15 protein-coding genes are annotated in these 15,716 nt (G+C 63.4%); 8 read left to right on the forward strand and 7 right to left on the reverse strand.

The genetic code is table 11. The annotated features are described in order from the left end of the window. The first annotated feature begins 286 nt into the window (after window positions 1-286). The 4 genes from F3087_RS29980 to F3087_RS29995 all read left to right on the forward strand — a co-directional run bounded on the left by F3087_RS29980 (window position 287) and on the right by F3087_RS29995 (window position 4,315). Window positions 287-2,218 carry an acetolactate synthase large subunit gene (locus tag F3087_RS29980; protein WP_150405442.1) on the forward strand — a complete coding sequence of 644 codons (1,932 nt, stop codon included), beginning with the start codon at window positions 287-289 and terminating at the stop codon, window positions 2,216-2,218. A 76-nt stretch (window positions 2,219-2,294) separates the two neighbouring features. Then, window positions 2,295-2,798 carry an acetolactate synthase small subunit gene (gene ilvN, locus F3087_RS29985; protein WP_150405443.1) on the forward strand — a complete coding sequence of 168 codons (504 nt, stop codon included), beginning with the start codon at window positions 2,295-2,297 and terminating at the stop codon, window positions 2,796-2,798. 72 nt (window positions 2,799-2,870) lie between these two features. Next, a complete protein-coding gene (gene ilvC / locus F3087_RS29990; RefSeq protein WP_191094228.1) occupies window positions 2,871-3,872 on the forward strand; it encodes a ketol-acid reductoisomerase in 1,002 nt (333 codons plus the stop codon). A 59-nt stretch (window positions 3,873-3,931) separates the two neighbouring features. Beyond that, a complete protein-coding gene (locus F3087_RS29995; RefSeq protein WP_150405445.1) occupies window positions 3,932-4,315 on the forward strand; it encodes a VOC family protein in 384 nt (127 codons plus the stop codon). 85 nt (window positions 4,316-4,400) lie between these two features. Here the strand turns inward: F3087_RS29995 and F3087_RS30000 are convergent, their stop codons facing one another. The 4 genes from F3087_RS30000 to F3087_RS30015 all read right to left on the reverse strand — a co-directional run bounded on the left by F3087_RS30000 (window position 4,401) and on the right by F3087_RS30015 (window position 7,758). Then, complete coding sequence (locus F3087_RS30000; protein ID WP_150405446.1) at window positions 4,401-4,706, reverse strand: hypothetical protein; 306 nt, start codon at window positions 4,704-4,706, stop codon at window positions 4,401-4,403. A gap of 244 nt (window positions 4,707-4,950) precedes the next feature. Then, complete coding sequence (locus F3087_RS30005; protein WP_150405447.1) at window positions 4,951-6,168, reverse strand: cation:proton antiporter; 1,218 nt, start codon at window positions 6,166-6,168, stop codon at window positions 4,951-4,953. Between the two features lie 15 nt (window positions 6,169-6,183). Next, window positions 6,184-7,194, reverse strand: a complete 1,011-nt coding sequence (locus tag F3087_RS30010) for a zinc-binding dehydrogenase (protein ID WP_150405448.1) — start codon at window positions 7,192-7,194, stop codon at window positions 6,184-6,186. A 144-nt stretch (window positions 7,195-7,338) separates the two neighbouring features. Further along, on the reverse strand, window positions 7,339-7,758 hold the full coding sequence (locus tag F3087_RS30015; protein WP_150405449.1) for a PPOX class F420-dependent oxidoreductase: 420 nt from the start codon (window positions 7,756-7,758) through the stop codon (window positions 7,339-7,341). 94 nt (window positions 7,759-7,852) lie between these two features. Between F3087_RS30015 and F3087_RS30020 the strand changes: the two genes are divergently transcribed. Together F3087_RS30020 and F3087_RS30025 are read left to right on the forward strand one after the other, a co-directional pair. Further along, entirely contained in the window at window positions 7,853-8,731 is an 879-nt protein-coding gene (locus F3087_RS30020) for an AAA family ATPase (RefSeq protein WP_150405450.1), read from the forward strand. Between the two features lie 325 nt (window positions 8,732-9,056). After that, window positions 9,057-10,418: a vWA domain-containing protein gene (locus F3087_RS30025; protein ID WP_223885452.1), complete on the forward strand. Its 1,362-nt coding sequence runs from the start codon at window positions 9,057-9,059 to the stop codon at window positions 10,416-10,418. A gap of 90 nt (window positions 10,419-10,508) precedes the next feature. Here the strand turns inward: F3087_RS30025 and F3087_RS30030 are convergent, their stop codons facing one another. Beyond that, complete coding sequence (locus F3087_RS30030; RefSeq protein WP_150405452.1) at window positions 10,509-11,795, reverse strand: DNA cytosine methyltransferase; 1,287 nt, start codon at window positions 11,793-11,795, stop codon at window positions 10,509-10,511. A gap of 227 nt (window positions 11,796-12,022) precedes the next feature. Here F3087_RS30030 and F3087_RS30035 point away from each other — a divergent pair, with 227 nt between their 5' ends. Together F3087_RS30035 and F3087_RS30040 are read left to right on the forward strand one after the other, a co-directional pair. Continuing rightward, a complete protein-coding gene (locus F3087_RS30035; RefSeq protein WP_263407247.1) occupies window positions 12,023-12,505 on the forward strand; it encodes a very short patch repair endonuclease in 483 nt (160 codons plus the stop codon). Window positions 12,506-12,541: 36 nt separating this feature from the next. Further along, window positions 12,542-13,318, forward strand: a complete 777-nt coding sequence (locus F3087_RS30040) for an NgoMIV family type II restriction endonuclease (RefSeq protein WP_150405454.1) — start codon at window positions 12,542-12,544, stop codon at window positions 13,316-13,318. A 176-nt stretch (window positions 13,319-13,494) separates the two neighbouring features. Here F3087_RS30040 and F3087_RS30045 read toward each other — a convergent pair whose 3' ends face one another. Together F3087_RS30045 and F3087_RS30050 are read right to left on the reverse strand one after the other, a co-directional pair. Then, entirely contained in the window at window positions 13,495-14,022 is a 528-nt protein-coding gene (locus F3087_RS30045; RefSeq protein ID WP_150405455.1) for a HEPN domain-containing protein, read from the reverse strand. Between the two features lie 23 nt (window positions 14,023-14,045). Further along, a complete protein-coding gene (locus tag F3087_RS30050) occupies window positions 14,046-15,275 on the reverse strand; it encodes a DUF262 domain-containing protein (RefSeq protein ID WP_150405456.1) in 1,230 nt (409 codons plus the stop codon). Between the last annotated feature and the right edge of the window lie 441 nt (window positions 15,276-15,716).

Genomic DNA, 15,716 nt, shown 5'->3' on the forward strand with positions numbered 1-15,716 from the left:
CTATCCCACATAATGGGACCTGTTTGACTCTTCGGCTCACGCACACATACCGTCATGCGCGTGAATCGAAACGAGCTTCTCGTAATCGGCCGGCGCGTCCAGCGTTGAGCCTGACTATCTGAGTCGAATACGTCAGCTCGCGTTGCGACGCGCCACCCTCGAACAGCCATGCGCTGTCGGGGGCTTTTTTGTGTTCGGACGGTATGTCCGGCAGGGCGAGTCGCAAGACACCGCATGTCAGACACAAATCCGGGGTCAGAACGACAAGCAGTTAGGAACGAAGACGGTGAGTGCACCAACCGCACGGCCCGGGCCCTCGGCCCGCAGGCCAGCGCCCTCGGCTAATCAGCCGAGCGCGCCCGCTGGCAGTTCGACGACGTCGGCCAACCGCCGCCAGCTCCCGCCCGAGCGGGTCACCGGCGCGCAGTCGGTCGTCCGCACGCTCGAGGAGCTCGGCGTCGACACCGTATTCGGCATTCCCGGTGGCGCGATTCTCCCGGTGTACGACCCGCTGTTCGACTCGACCAAGGTGCGGCACGTGCTGGTCCGGCACGAGCAGGGCGCGGGTCACGCCGCGACCGGCTATGCCCAGGCCACCGGCAAGGTCGGCGTCTGCATGGCGACCTCGGGTCCGGGCGCGACCAACCTGGTCACGCCGATCGCCGACGCGCAGATGGATTCGGTGCCGATCGTCGCGCTCACCGGCCAGGTCGGCCGCGGCCTGATCGGCACGGACGCCTTCCAAGAGGCCGACATCTCCGGCATCACCATGCCGATCACCAAGCACAACTTCCTCATCACCGAGGGCGTGGACATCCCGCGCATCATCGCCGAGGCGTTCTACCTGGCCTCGAGCGGTCGTCCGGGCGCGGTGCTGGTCGACATCCCGAAGGACGTGCTGCAGATGCAGACGACCTTCAGCTGGCCGCCGGAGATGCGCCTGCCCGGCTACCGTCCGGTGACCAAGCCGCACGGCAAGCAGGTGCGCGAGGCCGCGCGGATGATCTTGGAAGCCAAGTCGCCGGTGCTCTACGTCGGCGGCGGCGTGATCAAGGCGGACGCCTCGGCCGAGCTGCTCGAGCTGGCCGAGATGACCGGCATCCCGGTGGTCACCACGCTGATGGCGCGCGGCGCGTTCCCGGACAGCCACCAGCTCAACATGGGCATGCCCGGCATGCACGGCACCGTGGGCGCGGTTGCCGCCCTGCAACGTTCGGACCTGCTGATCACCCTCGGCGCGCGCTTCGACGACCGGGTGACCGGCCAGCTCGACTCGTTCGCGCCGGACGCCCGGGTGATCCACGCCGACATCGACCCGGCCGAGATCGGCAAGAACCGGCACGCGGACGTGCCGATCGTCGGCGACTGCCGCGAGGTGATCGTCGAACTGATCGAGACCCTCAAGGCCGATCCCGCGGCCAAGTCCCCGCTGCTCGACCTCACCGACTGGTGGAAGTATCTGGACGGCGTCCGCAAGAGCTACCCGCTCGGCTGGACCGCGCCCAGCGACGGCTCGCTCTCGCCCGAATTCGTCATCGACGCGCTCGGCCGCCTGGCCGGACCCGACGCCATCTACTGTGCCGGCGTCGGCCAGCACCAGATGTGGGCCGCGCAGTTCATCAAGTACGAAAAGCCGCGCACCTGGCTGAATTCCGGCGGTCTCGGCACCATGGGTTACGCCGTTCCGGCGGCCATGGGCGCCAAGATGGGCATGCCGGACAAAGAGGTGTGGGCGGTCGACGGTGACGGCTGCTTCCAGATGACCAATCAGGAGCTGGCCACCTGTGCCGTCGAGGGCGTGCCGATCAAGGTCGCGCTGATCAACAACGGCAACCTGGGCATGGTCCGCCAGTGGCAGACGCTGTTCTACCAGGAGCGCTACTCCAACACCGATCTCGGCACGCACACCTTGCGCATCCCCGACTTCGTGAAGCTCGCCGAGGCCCTCGGCTGCGTCGGCATCCGGGTCGAGCGCGAGGAGGACGTGGAGGACGCGATCCGCCAGGCGCAGGCCATCAACGACCGTCCCGTGGTGATCGACTTCATCGTCGGCAAGGACGCCCAGGTGTGGCCGATGGTCGCCGCGGGCACCAGCAACGACGAGATCATGGCCGCCCACGGCATCCGCCCGCTGTTCGACGACGACGAGCAGGCTTCCGAGCCGGCCGTCATCCACGAGGCGATGTCGCACGAGAAGAACAAGGTGAACGAGGCATGAGCGAGCGCAGCGAGCGAACAAAAGACACAGCTACGAGCGTGCTCGTGCCGGAGCCGAGCGCTAGCGAGGTGGAGGCATGAGCACCACGCACACGCTGAGCGTGCTTGTCGAGGACAAGCCGGGCGTGCTGGCGCGAGTCGCGGCGCTGTTCTCCCGTCGCGGCTTCAACATCGAATCGCTTGCGGTCGGCGGCACCGAGATTCCGGAGATCTCCCGGATGACCATCGTCGTCACCGTCGAGGACCTGCCGCTCGAGCAGGTCACCAAGCAGCTCAACAAGCTGATCAACGTCATCAAGATCGTGGAGCAGGATTCCGACACCTCGGTGGCCCGCGAACTGATCCTGGTGAAGGTCCGCGCCGATGCCAGCGTGCGGACCCAGGTGATCGAGGCGGTTACGCTCTTCCGGGCGAAAGTGATCGACGTCTCGCCGGACGCGCTCACCGTCGAGGCGACCGGAACCCGGTCCAAGCTCGACGCGCTGCTGCGCATGCTGGAACCGTTCGGCATCCGGGAGATCGTGCAGTCCGGTGTGGTCGCGGTGGGCCGTGGGCCCAAGTCGATCACTGCGACGCGATAAATCGCTTCCAACTAAACAACTTTCAGACCTAAGCAAAGTATCCAGAAGGGAACCAACCAAGTGGCAGTCGAGATGTTCTACGACGACGACGCCGACCTGTCGATCATCCAGGGCCGCAAGGTCGCGGTCATCGGCTACGGCAGCCAGGGGCACGCGCACTCGCTGAGCCTGCGCGACTCCGGCGTCGAGGTCCGGGTCGGCCTCGCGGAGGGTTCGAAGTCGCGGCCGAAGGCCGAAGAGGCGGGCCTGACCGTCGGCACCCCGGCCGAGGTCTCGGCGTGGGCCGACGTGATCATGGTGCTCGCCCCCGACACCGCGCAGGCGTCGATCTTCACCAACGACATCGAGCCCAACCTGAAGGACGGCGACGCGCTGTTCTTCGGCCACGGCCTCAACATCCACTTCGGCCTGATCAAGGCGCCGGAGTTCATCACCGTCGCGATGGTCGCCCCGAAGGGCCCCGGCCACCTGGTGCGCCGTCAGTTCGTCGACGGCAAGGGCGTTCCCGCCCTGATCGCCGTCGATCAGGACCCGAAGGGCGAGGGCCAGGCGCTCGCGCTGTCCTACGCGAAGGCGATCGGCGGCGCCCGCGCCGGCGTCATCAAGACCACCTTCAAGGAAGAGACCGAGACCGACCTGTTCGGCGAGCAGGCCGTGCTCTGCGGCGGCACCGAAGAGCTGGTCAAGACCGGCTTCGAGGTCATGGTCGAGGCCGGTTACGCGCCGGAGATGGCGTACTTCGAGGTGCTGCACGAGCTCAAGCTCATCGTGGACCTGATGTACGAGGGCGGCATCGCCCGGATGAACTACTCGGTTTCCGACACCGCCGAGTTCGGTGGCTACCTGTCCGGCCCGCGGGTCATCGACAAGGACACCAAGAAGCGCATGCAGGACATCCTCAAGGACATCCAGGACGGCACCTTCGTCAAGCGCCTCGTCGCCAACGTCGAGGGCGGCAACAAGGAGCTCGAGGGTCTGCGCAAGGCCAACGCCGAGCACCCGATCGAGGTCACCGGCGCCAAGCTGCGCGGCCTGATGAGCTGGGTCGACCGGCCGATCACCGAAACCGCCTGAGTTTCAGCTGATCAACGGCCCGGCACCGGATGGTGCCGGGCCGTTGTAGTCTTCGCGCCATGACGTCACTCGCTGCCGCTGAAGTCATCGCGTTCGCACCCTCGACGGACCTGGAACGGTCGCGCCGGTTCTTCGGGGAGGTGCTCGGACTGGAGATCGTGGAGGTGACGCCGTTCGCGTGCGTGGTTCGCAACGGTGGCACCATGATTCGGGTCACCGCGGTGGAGAGCCTTGTCTCGCAGCCGTTCACGGTGCTGGGGTGGGCGGTCGCCGATATCGCGGGCACGGTCGCCGAACTTGTCTCGCGCGGTGTGGAATTCGTGCGGTACGAGGGAATGGACCAGGGCGACAACGGTGTCTGGACGACGCCGGGCGGGGACCAGGTCGCATGGTTCACCGATCCGGACGGAAACGTGTTGTCCCTGACCGAATTCAGTGGCTGACCGTCCGGCTGGTTACCGAGTGCGACCGAACCGTGTGCCGAAACGAGAACGGCCCGGCTCCGCGACGGTGCCGGGCCGACGCGTTCTAGCTGCTGCCGAACAGCCCGTGCGGACGATTCTGCCGGAACTGCCAGAACGGATCCTGTTCGTGGCCGCGGTCGGAGAACGGGCCGTTGTTGCAGCGCCAGTCCTTGAACGGACCGAAGTCGCAGTTGGGATCGTGGCGCGGATGGTGCTGCCGGACCTCGGTGACGCCCGGGACGCCGATCTGTGCGTCGGCCGACGCGGGAATGGCCAACGCGGTCAACGGAACTGCGACGATCGCGCCGGCGACAGCCACTCGGGCCAGCATGCGCCGCGAATTCGTGGACTTGGTTGTGGAGAACAACATGGATCCTTTCACTCTGCGGTGAACTGTTCGTTCACCATCCCCCGCTGCGGTCTGCCCACGCGATGACGCACAGCGGTCGCTGGCGCGCACCCCGCCGACAGGTCGGGATCTACTGTGTCGCCGCCGCTTCGCGGGCGCCCCCGGCATACCCGGCGCAGCACCGACTGCACGGTCTCACTCTCGCGCATTTCACGCGAAAGGTCACGGGTGTTGGCAGGTATGCGGAAACTTTCAACCTTGGGGTCTAGGGGTTAACCCTCAGGGGCGCAACGCGCCGCCGCTTTCCCAGATGCTCGGCGACGAGTGGAGCGCCGATCCCGTGCAGGAAGACGCTGCCGACGACCACCACCAGCGTCACGCCGATCACGAGGAACGCGTCGTCGTCTTTGTGGAGTCCGTTGAAAGCGAGCAGCGCGAACACGATCGACGCGACACCGCGCGGGCCCAGTAGCCCGATCATGAGCCGTTCGCGCTGGGTGAAAGCCGAGCCGAGCAACGACAACCCGACCGGGACCAAGCGAACCACCGTCAAGGCGAGCAGTCCGTAGACGACGACCTGCCAGCTGAGCCAGGTGAACGTCGCCGCCGCGACATTGCCGACCGCGAACCACATTGCCAGCCCGGCGAATTCGGCCACGTCCTCGGTCGATTGCAGTGGCTCGCCCGGCAATTCGCGGCGCAGCGTGCTGTACGCGAGGCCGGCCAGGAAGGCGGCGACGAAGCCGTTGCCGTCCAACCACACCGCGACGCTGTAGGTGAGCACGGGAATCGCGATCGTCCCGATGCGCACGGCCCGCGCGTCCGTCCACCGTTTACGCGCCGCCACCGACATGCAGTATCCGGCCAGCGCGCCGATCGGCAGGCCGATGAGCACCGATTTGATCACCGCGGGCACCGCCTGCCCGAGCGCGTGCAGCGCTTGATCCGACTCCGCGCTCGCCTCCGCGGCCGCCAGCGCGAACAAGAAAATCGGCGCGACCAGCCCGTCGTTGAACCCGCTCTCCACATTGAGCGCGTGCCGAACCCGTTCCGGCACCCGCAGATCCCGCACGATCGCCTGCGCGGGCACCAAGTCGATGGGGACCACGATGCAGGCGATCAGCAGGATCACCGTCCACGAAATGCCCGGCAGGAGTGCGAATCCCAGCAGATAGGCGGCGGCGAGGCTCAGCGGGAAGGCGATGAACAGCAGCCGGAAGATCCCCGTGTGCCGACGGCCGGACAGTCCCCTGCGCACCTCCGTCGCGTCGGTGAAAAGGAACAGCGCCAAGATGAATTCGACGACCCGCTGCGCCGAATCGGTGTTGACCGCGGTGGTCAGCCAGTGATCGCTGCTCCAGCTCACCACCGCGCCGACCGCCACCATTGCCAGCGGCGCGGTCACCTTCCAGCGAGCCATCGAGCGGGACAGGCAGGACCAGATGAGGATGACCGTCATCGTGGCCGCGATCGCGATGAACATGGGACTCCCGATCCGTCAGGGACGCAGGATGAGTCGGATCGGATCGCCCTCTTTACGGACGAGCCGATCGACCACTGAGGGGGCTTCGGCCAGCGGGAACACTCCGCTGATCGAACGCGAAAGGTCAAGGCGCCCACCGGCGGTCAGCCGAATCAGCTGCGGCACATGGGTGGGGCCCGAACCGTAGTGCCCGCGAATCTGGTGCTGGGCCACCACGAACGGCGCGCTGTACTTGATGGTCAAAGGCTCATTGACAATGCCGACCAGAACCAGCCGGCCCTGCAGCGCCAGCACCCGAAGCGCCTGCTCGCGCACCGCGGCCACGCCGGCGAAGTCGAACGCGACATCAATGCCCGTGCCGCCGGTGGCCTGCTTGATCTTCTTCGCCAGTTCGGGGTCGGCCGAATCCAGCGCCAGGTCGGCACCGAACTCGACGGCCCGATCCCGGGCGGCGGCGTTCGGGTCGACCGCGATGATCGGGTAGGCGCCGACGATGCGCAGCAACTGCACCGCATGCGCGCCGAGCCCGCCGATGCCCCACACCGCGACGGCCTGCGCCGGGCGCACGTCCCCGGTCGCGGTGATCGCGGCCCACGGCGTCGAGACCGCGTCCGGGATGATCGCCGCCTGCTCGAACGGCAGGCCGTCCGGTATCCGGATCACGGACTCGGCTGTGGCGAGCGCGTATTCGGCCCAGCCGCCGTCGTAGTCGACGCCACGCGTGTAGACGACGCCCTTGCGCAGCTCGCCCGCCTGCAACGCCACCCGGTCGTCCACGGTGAGCCCGGTGACGTCCGGTCCCACCTCCGCGATGGTTCCGGAGACCTCGTGGCCGAGGGTGACCGTGTCGCCCTCGAGTAGCTGGGGTTGCAGGCCGCCGTCGATGAGGTGCACGTCCGACAGGCAGACCCCCGCGGCCTCGACCTTGACCAGGACCTCACCCGCGCCGGGTACCGGCTTGGGGACCTGCTCCATGGACAAGGTGTGCGAGGGGAGATGCAGCCGGGCCGCCAGCATCGTTTCCATGCGAGTCCTCCGCGGATAGTGAAAGGCGAGGCTGACGACGCTATCAAACAAGATCAACGGGACATGGTTGTGGCGTTGTGCGAGTGAACGCTCCACTATGTCCCGTTGATCATGGGCTCCGCGTTGATGGGTGCCGGCGGCGGGCTACTCGACGTTGCGTGCACCGCCGTCAGGGTTGGCCGGGTCGATGTGCCAGCTGCGGATGCGGCGGGGGTGGATGCGGATGATGTCGTGGGAGAACCATTCGGGCGCGACCGGCGGGACATCCACCGTCAGCGTCTCCACCACGCCGCGGATCTCGACGCCGCGTCCCCAGCCCGGCTTGACCGCGCCGGGCTCGTCCGGCGTCATGTCGTCGATCAGCAGGCTGACCTTCGGGTTGGCCAGGATGTTGCGATAGCGCTGGGTCGCAACATGATTCGGTCCGCCGAGATCGATGGTGCCGTCGTCGTTGAGCCGGAAGCCCAGCGCGATGATCTGCGGGGCCCCCTCGGCGGTGACGGTGGCGAGGCGGGCCAGTTTCTGGCCGGCGAGGTAGGCGCGTTCCACGTCGGTAAAACTCATACCGCGACCCTAGAACCTCAATCGCAGTTCAGATCAAGTCTGGTGCGGCGGTGATTCGCGGTCAGCTGATCCGGGCGATCTAGACTCTCTACTGATGAGTAAGTTCTTCAGTTCCGTCGACGAGGTGACCGGGCGGCTCACCGATGCCGGGTACCTCCCGTCCATCGACATCGCCACCGCCGTCTTCCTCGCCGACCACCTCGGTAAGCCCCTCCTGATCGAGGGGCCCGCCGGCGTGGGCAAAACGGAGCTGGCCAGGGCTGTGTCCACCGCGTCTACCGCCGACCTCATTCGCTTGCAGTGCTACGAGGGCATCGACGAAGCCCGGGCTTTGTACGAGTGGAACCACGCCAAGCAGCTGCTGCGGATCACCTCCGAGCGTGAGGCGTGGGACAGCACTCGCGACCACGTCTTCACCGAGGAGTTCCTGCTCGCCCGGCCGTTGCTTGCCGCCATCCGCAATCCTCGGCCTACCGTTCTGCTCATCGACGAACTCGACAAGGCCGACGTGGAGCTGGAAGGTTTGCTGCTCGAAGTCCTCGGCGACTACCAGATCAGCATTCCCGAACTGGGCACCGTCACCGCCGTCCGCAAACCCTTCGTCATAGTCACCTCCAACGCCAACCGCGACCTCTCCGAAGCGTTGAAGCGCCGCTGCCTCTACCTCCACATCGACTACCCCACAGCGGAATTGGAACGCGCGATCGTGCGGATGAAGGTTCCGGAGCTGGACGAAGCGCTGGGCGAACCGGTAATCCGCGTCGTCGGTGCACTACGCGAACTCTCCCTGCGCAAGCCGCCGTCCATCGCCGAAACCATCGATTGGGCAAGAACTCTCGTCGCTCTCGGCACCCGTTCGCTGACCGGGGGAGTCGTGCGCTCCACCCTCGGCGTGCTGTTGAAATACCAAGCAGACCACCGCATTGCGTCCGAACGCCTGTCATTGGACGCCGATGATGGAACGGCGAAGTGAGCGATATTCCGATCTCGCACAAGCGCATCGAGTCCTCGGTGTCGATCCAGATGGAATCTGAAGGCGGGCGCAAGACCCTTCGCTCACCATTGGCTTGCGCCGCCCGAGTGGGGTACGGGAATGGAGTAGGGACCGCCGATAGCTGCGCGTTGAGGTGGTTCGGGTCGCCGCGGGCTGCCGCGGTCGAAACGGGAGCGCAGGGGCGTCCAGCGGGCGTCGCGCGTGGCGTGGCAGGTCGGTCTGGGCAGACCACGGTGGTCTGGACAAGGGAGTCGGCATGACATCTACGGGCCGGCCAACTGCTCCGCAACAACCCTCCGACACGATGACCGACCGCCTCGTAGAGTTCGTCGGGCTACTCCGTGACCACGGAATCAGCGCGGGCCCAAGCGAAACCATCGATGCCGCAGAAGCAATGCTCGCGCTCGGCCTGTCGGACCGGAGTCGGCTGCGCTCGGGCATGGCGGCCTGCCTGCTTCGCCGCAATGGCCAGCGCGCTGTCTTCGACCAACTCTTCGATCTGTACTTCCTCACCACCGAGCTACCGAAGCCGGCGCCGCCGGAATCCCTCGAGTCGCTTCGCGATCGACTGGCCACCGCGCTCGCCGAGGACGACCCAGACGCTGCCGCCGACCTCGCCCGCCAGGCCCTCACCCAACTCGGCGCCTACGGCGGAGCCGGCACCGGCCAGACCACCACCCCCGTGACTACCGCATCCGGTGCCGGCTGGTCCTCCTACCTCACCATGCGCGCCCTGAACCCCGACGACCTCATCGCCCGCATCACCGCAAGCACAAGCGGCGCAACCGAACTCGACGCCGCCGTCCGCACCATCGAAGCCAACCGCCGCCTCACCCAATTCCGCACCGCCCTCCAAACCGAGGCCCGCCTCCGCTCCGCCCAACTCCGCGGCACCGAATACATCGCCCGCCGGGGCGTCGACTCCAGCGCCGACCAGATCGACTTCCTCGGCGCCCGCGAACAAGACCTGGCCGAAATGCGCCGCCTGGTAACCCCTTTGGCCCGCAAACTAGCCACCCGCCTGTCCGCCCGCCGCCGCAAATCCGTCCGCGGCCACATCGACATGCGCCGCACCCTCCGCCGCTCCATGTCCACCGGCGGCGTCCCCATCGCCCCCGTCCTCCGCTCCCGCAAACACGGCCGCCCCGACCTGGTAGTCCTAGCCGACCTCTCCGGCTCCGTAACCGGCTTCGCCGAATTCACCCTCCACCTGATCCAAGCCCTGCAAGACCAATTCACCAGGGTCCGCAGCTTCGGCTTCATAGACACCTGCGACGAAATCACCGACTTCTTCACCCCCGGCGAACCCCCGACACCAGGCCTGTCCGCCCGAATCACCCGCGAATCCAACATCGCCCGCTACGGCAGCTCCAACTACGGCGAAGCCCTCCAAGGCTTCACCGACCACTACCTAGACGCCCTAGGCCCCCGAACCTCCCTCCTGATCCTCGGCGACGCCCGCACCAACCGCACCGACCCCAACCTCCCTGCCCTACAAGCGATGTCCGCCCGAGCGAAGCACGCCTACTGGCTAAACCCAGAACCCGCCCGCTCCTGGTCCACCGGCGACTCCGCAGCCCACACCTACGCCGACCACATCACCATGCACGAGTGCCGCAACGTCAAACAGCTCGCCGAAGTCGTTGGACGCCTTCTACCCGCTTGACGCATATTTCCCGCGCGCGGCCGCACCCATCGCAGGCATCACCTTCAGGCGAAAGTGTGAGCCCGCTTTGTTGGCGCCATCAACCGAGAGTCAGCCACGTGCTGTCGCATCGTCTGTGCCCCAGAGCTCGTACTGGTCTTGGGTAGGGTTGACAGAAGCAGGGGTCTTCTTGCGGCCCTTCGGTCGGGCGGCGGCGGGCTCGCGATCACCCGCTTTCTGCTCGCGCTTTCGCGCCGCATTCAGCACGGTGATAATCGATTCACCTACCGCCTTGGCTACCGGCGGCGGGAACGCATTCCCCACTTGACGGTACTGCGCTGTCTTCCCACCAAAGAAGTCCCATTCGAGCGGGAAACCTTGAATAATCGCGGCCTGTCGGACCGTGAGCATCGGCCCATCAGGCCCGAAGAGGTCCCTGTTCTCGGTTTGCTTTTCCACACACGTCTTGATGTCGTTGGCAACACCCATTCCGGAGATTCCCAACTGCTTCCACGCGGTTTTTGCCCGGCTTGGCCCGAGATCGGCGCCGCCGTGCTTCTTCGACCCACCGACGAGTGTGGGGGCGACACCTCCGCCCTTGCTTTTGAGCTCTGCATCGCGGGAACGGGCCTTCTCCAGCCATCGATCGAAGGCAGCGTGCGCCCGCTTCGAGTGGACACCCTCGAAGTACGGTTCGAACCGCTCACGCATCGACGCTTCTAGACTTTGCAGGACACTGACCGGTTTCCCGGTTCCTGTGGGCCACTTGTATTCAAGGTCTCCGAGGACGTCGTCGCGGAAAGCCACGAGGATCGCGCGAGGTCGAAGTTGCGGTACACCGAAGTTGGCCGCCTCCAAGACGTCCCATGCACGTACGTTGTAGCCGAGGCGTGCCAGTTCGGCCCGTATCCACTCGCGGTACTCCGAGAATTTCGGATCCATGAGACCGCGAACGTTCTCGATCATTACCGCTCGCGGGTTGAGGACATTGACCAGTTCCAGCATCCGGGGGAAGAGGTCTCGCTCATCGTGTTTACCGAGCTGTTTTCCTGCGTGCGAGAACGGAGGGCACGGAACGCCGCCGGCCAGGAGATCCAGCCCGCGCTGCCGTAGCAGTCCAGTGCTCTTCTCCATCACCTTGGCATCGAAGGGATCGAACTCATTGACGTCGGCGCCGAGGATGTCGCAGTGCTCTCGCTCCCACTCCCACAACTGGTGGTCCTTGATGTTGAGCTCGAGAGTTTTGACCGCATACTGATCGATCTCGACCAGTGCCAGGTGGCCAAAGCCTGCCTGATGAAGGCCAACTGCCTGACCGCCCGCGCCGGCGCAGATCTCGATCGACGTGAACTCGGGTTCCCTTGGAGCTTTGGCGCGCTTCGATGCACCGCGCGTCATGTCGTTGGCCCATCGCCGCTGGTCGGCAGGCTCACCACGTAGTCCGCAATCACTCCGCACTCGGGCGCCTGTTTGCTGGCGCAACTCTCTATGACGCGAAGATCGGTCACGCTGATGCCTTTCGATGCAGAGGTCATGGTCGAGTACCCGGGTGTGCGGGGAGTATCTTTCCGTACTACACCCTCCTGCCTCGAACTGGGACAGATGTGACTGACAGCCGATCGGAAATCGCCAGGACGAAGGCCCACGAACGTGGCCTCTACCCAGCTCCTCTCAACGAGGGGCGTTCCCGCAACATGCGCGCCAACCGACGAACCGGCACGAAGCCGGAGATCGTGCTTCGAAGTGCACTGCACCGGTTGGGGTATCGGTACCGCAAGGACTTCAGACTCGACCTCGGCTCCGTGAAGGTCCGACCGGACATCGTCTTCACGGCCCGCAAGGTCGCAGTCTTCGTGGACGGTTGCTTCTGGCACGTCTGCCCCGAGCACGGCCGGCAGCCGACGACCAACGAATGGTATTGGACGCCAAAGCTTCGCCGGAACATCGAACGCGACCGCGCCGCGGATGTTGCACTGGCAGAGGCGGGTTGGCAGGTGGTCCGGCTGTGGGAGCACGAGACCCTGGAGAACAGTGTGACTGCAGTCACCAGCGTCTTGAATGGCGGACCCGAACATGTGAGCGATCATATGGGATCGACGAGAACTTGATCGGCGGACGCTCCGAACAAGCTAGATTTACTAGCTGTGAGCGCGTCGTTCAGGACTGAGTTGCTGGGCTGGAAGCCGAGCAAGAAGAACAAGCTCAACTGGAGGTGGGTACCCAACTCTGCTGACGTCGACAATGCAACGAGCCTGCGGCTTGCGGCGCATGTCCTTGAGCAGCTCGGTCATCCGAACCCGAATTTGGTCGAGGCGACACCCGATGTGCCGCCGGCGAATCCAGGCTCGCTTCTCGAGGTGCAGGTGCTGACGAACTTGGCCAACGAACTGCCTGTGTTGGACCCACGTCGGCGCTGGGATTTCGCTCGAGGGCAGAGCATCGTGGGATACGCGCAGTATCAGCACCTAGCCGACTTGGACAAAGCAATTGCCCAGGATCCGAACCTCAGGGTGACGCTGGGTACTGATTACCTGATCAAGCCCGATGTGCTGATTGGGCTGCTTGGAACGCAAGCTAGCATGACGTATCCGTGGCTGCACGCGGCGATCGCATGCAAGTGGACGATTCGATCCGACCGCGTCCAGAACATTCGCCACGAGAACAGCAACATGATCAGGCACAGGCGCGGACGTCTGCCTCATCTGGTGACAGTGACAGCCGAGCCACTACCCACGCGCCTTGCATCGATCGCACGGGGAACAGGTGAGGTGGACGCGACATATCACATCACCTATGACGAGTTGGCGGACGCTGTTTCCGCCCACGGTAGTTCGGAACAGAAGGCGGCGTGGGAGGAGGTAACCAAGCAAGGGCGATTGCTTGACTACAGGAGACTCGCGAATTCACTGGTTGCGGGGTAGACACTTTGGTTATCGAGTGGCTGGGTTGCGGCAGCTGTAACCGGCCGACTAATCGTCTGAGTCTCTCAGGCCATGGGCTCGCCCACATGGTTGGGCGGTGCCTGATAGTCGAGCGTGCTGCTCGGACTATCAGGCACGTCATCGTTCCGATAGGTGCAATTTAGGGCAACTATTCGTCACTTGGTGTCCGGTGTTGACGTGAAAATAATTCCCTCGAATCTGCCGGGAAACAGTACCGCCAGTCGATATAGCTCATAAAGCTCATCGGGGGTCTCGTCGAGAGCGTATGTCGCATAGTCTCGATGGACAAGCATATTTCTGAGCTTACCTAATCGCATAAATGCGAAATGCTCCTTATTGAATTCGTTGTCATTCTTTAATGTTTGTTCGAATAATTTCGCGCAACCTGGTCCGAAACTGCTAAATAGTATCTTCGCCTTCTCGTTATTCCAGTCGAATAATTGATGATATCCCCTGGACATTACGCGGTCCGCAACAAAGAAGCTAAGTTCATCGCGACCGTGCTCGCGGAACATAGACTCAATTACTCTTTTGACTTGATTTTCAAGGCTGCTAGCTGCCGCTACGAGGATGACTTTGTGGTAGGTTCGGTTCAGCGCGGCTAAGCCGGATGGGCTCCGATCCTTGAGATCTTCTACTAGCCCGCGATAGTCTTCATAGAGTGATCTGACAGGGCCGGTCATCTCGGAGTCCTCTGCTATACTTGTCATTTGAGGCCCTCAAGTTCCTCCTCCGCGATACCTATGCGGTTTTTGATATTGACTGGCTTGGTGGATCCCTCCTGCAGTGTGGCCGCAAAACGTGCACCATTCTTGACGCGTATCACCGATGCTGATATGCGGCTAGGATCGATCTGGGGCCTACCTTTGCGGATCCAAGCGGCGAAAAAGCTCTCAAATAGAACTCCGCTAAACTTTCCGCTTCTAGAAAAGGTCTCCTTGGATTGCCCCTGGAAAAGATCGAAGAATGCACGGAGGTCTGAGACCGCGCCGTCGGCTTGCTCAAGTGAGAACTGCTTAACTTCCTCGCAAAAACTGTTGACGAAGGCTGCCATTGAGCCGCGAAAGCTATCGAGCTTGCGCGCGAGTGCTAAGCTTCGGAGTAGAAATTCTGTATCGCGCATACGAGGGTCTGGGCTCGACTCTCCGACAAGCGCCCTCCACTCGGGTTCGAGATTAAGTGCCAAAATAGCGTTTATGAGGTAAGAATGGTAAAGGCTCGCTCGGATTTCCTGCGGTGACAAGTTTACGCCGCCAGTATTTAGTCTGCTGAATATCTCGTAGATCGCTGAATCGCCAGCAGGACTCATCTGCTTTACGACAATATTTCTGATCGTCCGCAGATCCAGAACGATACGGTCTTCCTTTAGTGTTTTATATGAAAGTCCATGATATCGTGCCGTCACGCCGGAGGCTGTCTTTGGAAGCGTGAGCTTGAAATCCGTGAAATAGATGTCATCGTGCAGAAACTCGTCGTTAATTACCCCCGAGCTCAGGCCGGGGCGTAGCTCACCTCTGATTTTGGGGAGTGGAAATCGACCCTTGGCGAAGAAGAATAGCGTAAGTAAGCGCTGCTGCCCATCGATCACAATAAAGTTATTCCGGCCTTCTTCGTACAGAAAGACTTGAGGTACCGGCAGTCCGATCATCAGGGATTCAATTAGCTTTGATGCACGTTTCTGATCCCAGACGAAATTCCGCTGAAAGGCGGGAATTTTCAGTGCACCTGACTCGATAAAATTCACAATAGTAGTGAAGTTCCAGTCATTTGGCGAGGATACGATGTCGTACTCAACCACTGAAACGTCTTCTTGCTCCTGTGATGCGTCGTCGAGCCATGAAGCTCGCTCATTTCGCGGCGGCAGCAGGATGCCTTGGCGTTCGTCGGATTCGGCGTCGTTCTCATCGCGTTCGCCCTCGTCATGGATACTTTCCATATCAGCCAGCCTTTCTTGAATGATTGTCCCCTGCGACTGTCGCTGGCGCAGCGTATCGGATTGCTAGCAGCCTATGCCAAGTTTTTGAGATGTTTGGTACTTGCAGATATCTACTGAGGCCCCATACCGAGTCGACTGAGGATCAGCGGTTGGCGATGAACTTGTTGAATCGCCATTGGGGCCCGTCTTTGTTGTGCAAGCACTTGCTTTGGAACCGAACTCGCGCCCACTGCTTGATGGCGGCTGGCGGTTGGCGCACCGATAGCTGTGCCTGGTGAGGACGCAGTCGCCCTTGTCAACTCTGGAATGATCAACCGTCGATCCGTCGGATGCGGCACGGTGCGACTTTAGTAGTCACGCCCGATCCCCGGCGCTAGGTTGTCGGCAACCCCAACGATCCATTGTGGAGGGTGGCTCTGGGTATTCGGTCAGATGGGGCGC

It is taken from the genome of Nocardia colli, from assembly GCF_008704205.1.
GTDB classification, from domain to species: domain Bacteria; phylum Actinomycetota; class Actinomycetes; order Mycobacteriales; family Mycobacteriaceae; genus Nocardia; species Nocardia colli.

Coding starts and splice junctions, on each gene's coding strand:
- ilvN (WP_150405443.1), top strand. CDS start 2,295: ATGAGCACCACGCACACGCTGAGCGTGCTTGTCGAGGACAAGCCGGGC.
- ilvC (WP_191094228.1), top strand. CDS start 2,871: ATGTTCTACGACGACGACGCCGACCTGTCGATCATCCAGGGCCGCAAG.
- F3087_RS29995 (WP_150405445.1), top strand. CDS start 3,932: ATGACGTCACTCGCTGCCGCTGAAGTCATCGCGTTCGCACCCTCGACG.
- F3087_RS30000 (WP_150405446.1), bottom strand. CDS start 4,706: ATGTTGTTCTCCACAACCAAGTCCACGAATTCGCGGCGCATGCTGGCC.
- F3087_RS30005 (WP_150405447.1), bottom strand. CDS start 6,168: ATGTTCATCGCGATCGCGGCCACGATGACGGTCATCCTCATCTGGTCC.
- F3087_RS30010 (WP_150405448.1), bottom strand. CDS start 7,194: ATGGAAACGATGCTGGCGGCCCGGCTGCATCTCCCCTCGCACACCTTG.
- F3087_RS30015 (WP_150405449.1), bottom strand. CDS start 7,758: ATGAGTTTTACCGACGTGGAACGCGCCTACCTCGCCGGCCAGAAACTG.
- F3087_RS30020 (WP_150405450.1), top strand. CDS start 7,853: ATGAGTAAGTTCTTCAGTTCCGTCGACGAGGTGACCGGGCGGCTCACC.
- F3087_RS30025 (WP_223885452.1), top strand. CDS start 9,057: ATGACCGACCGCCTCGTAGAGTTCGTCGGGCTACTCCGTGACCACGGA.
- F3087_RS30030 (WP_150405452.1), bottom strand. CDS start 11,795: ATGACGCGCGGTGCATCGAAGCGCGCCAAAGCTCCAAGGGAACCCGAG.
- F3087_RS30045 (WP_150405455.1), bottom strand. CDS start 14,022: ATGACCGGCCCTGTCAGATCACTCTATGAAGACTATCGCGGGCTAGTA.
- F3087_RS30050 (WP_150405456.1), bottom strand. CDS start 15,275: ATGGAAAGTATCCATGACGAGGGCGAACGCGATGAGAACGACGCCGAA.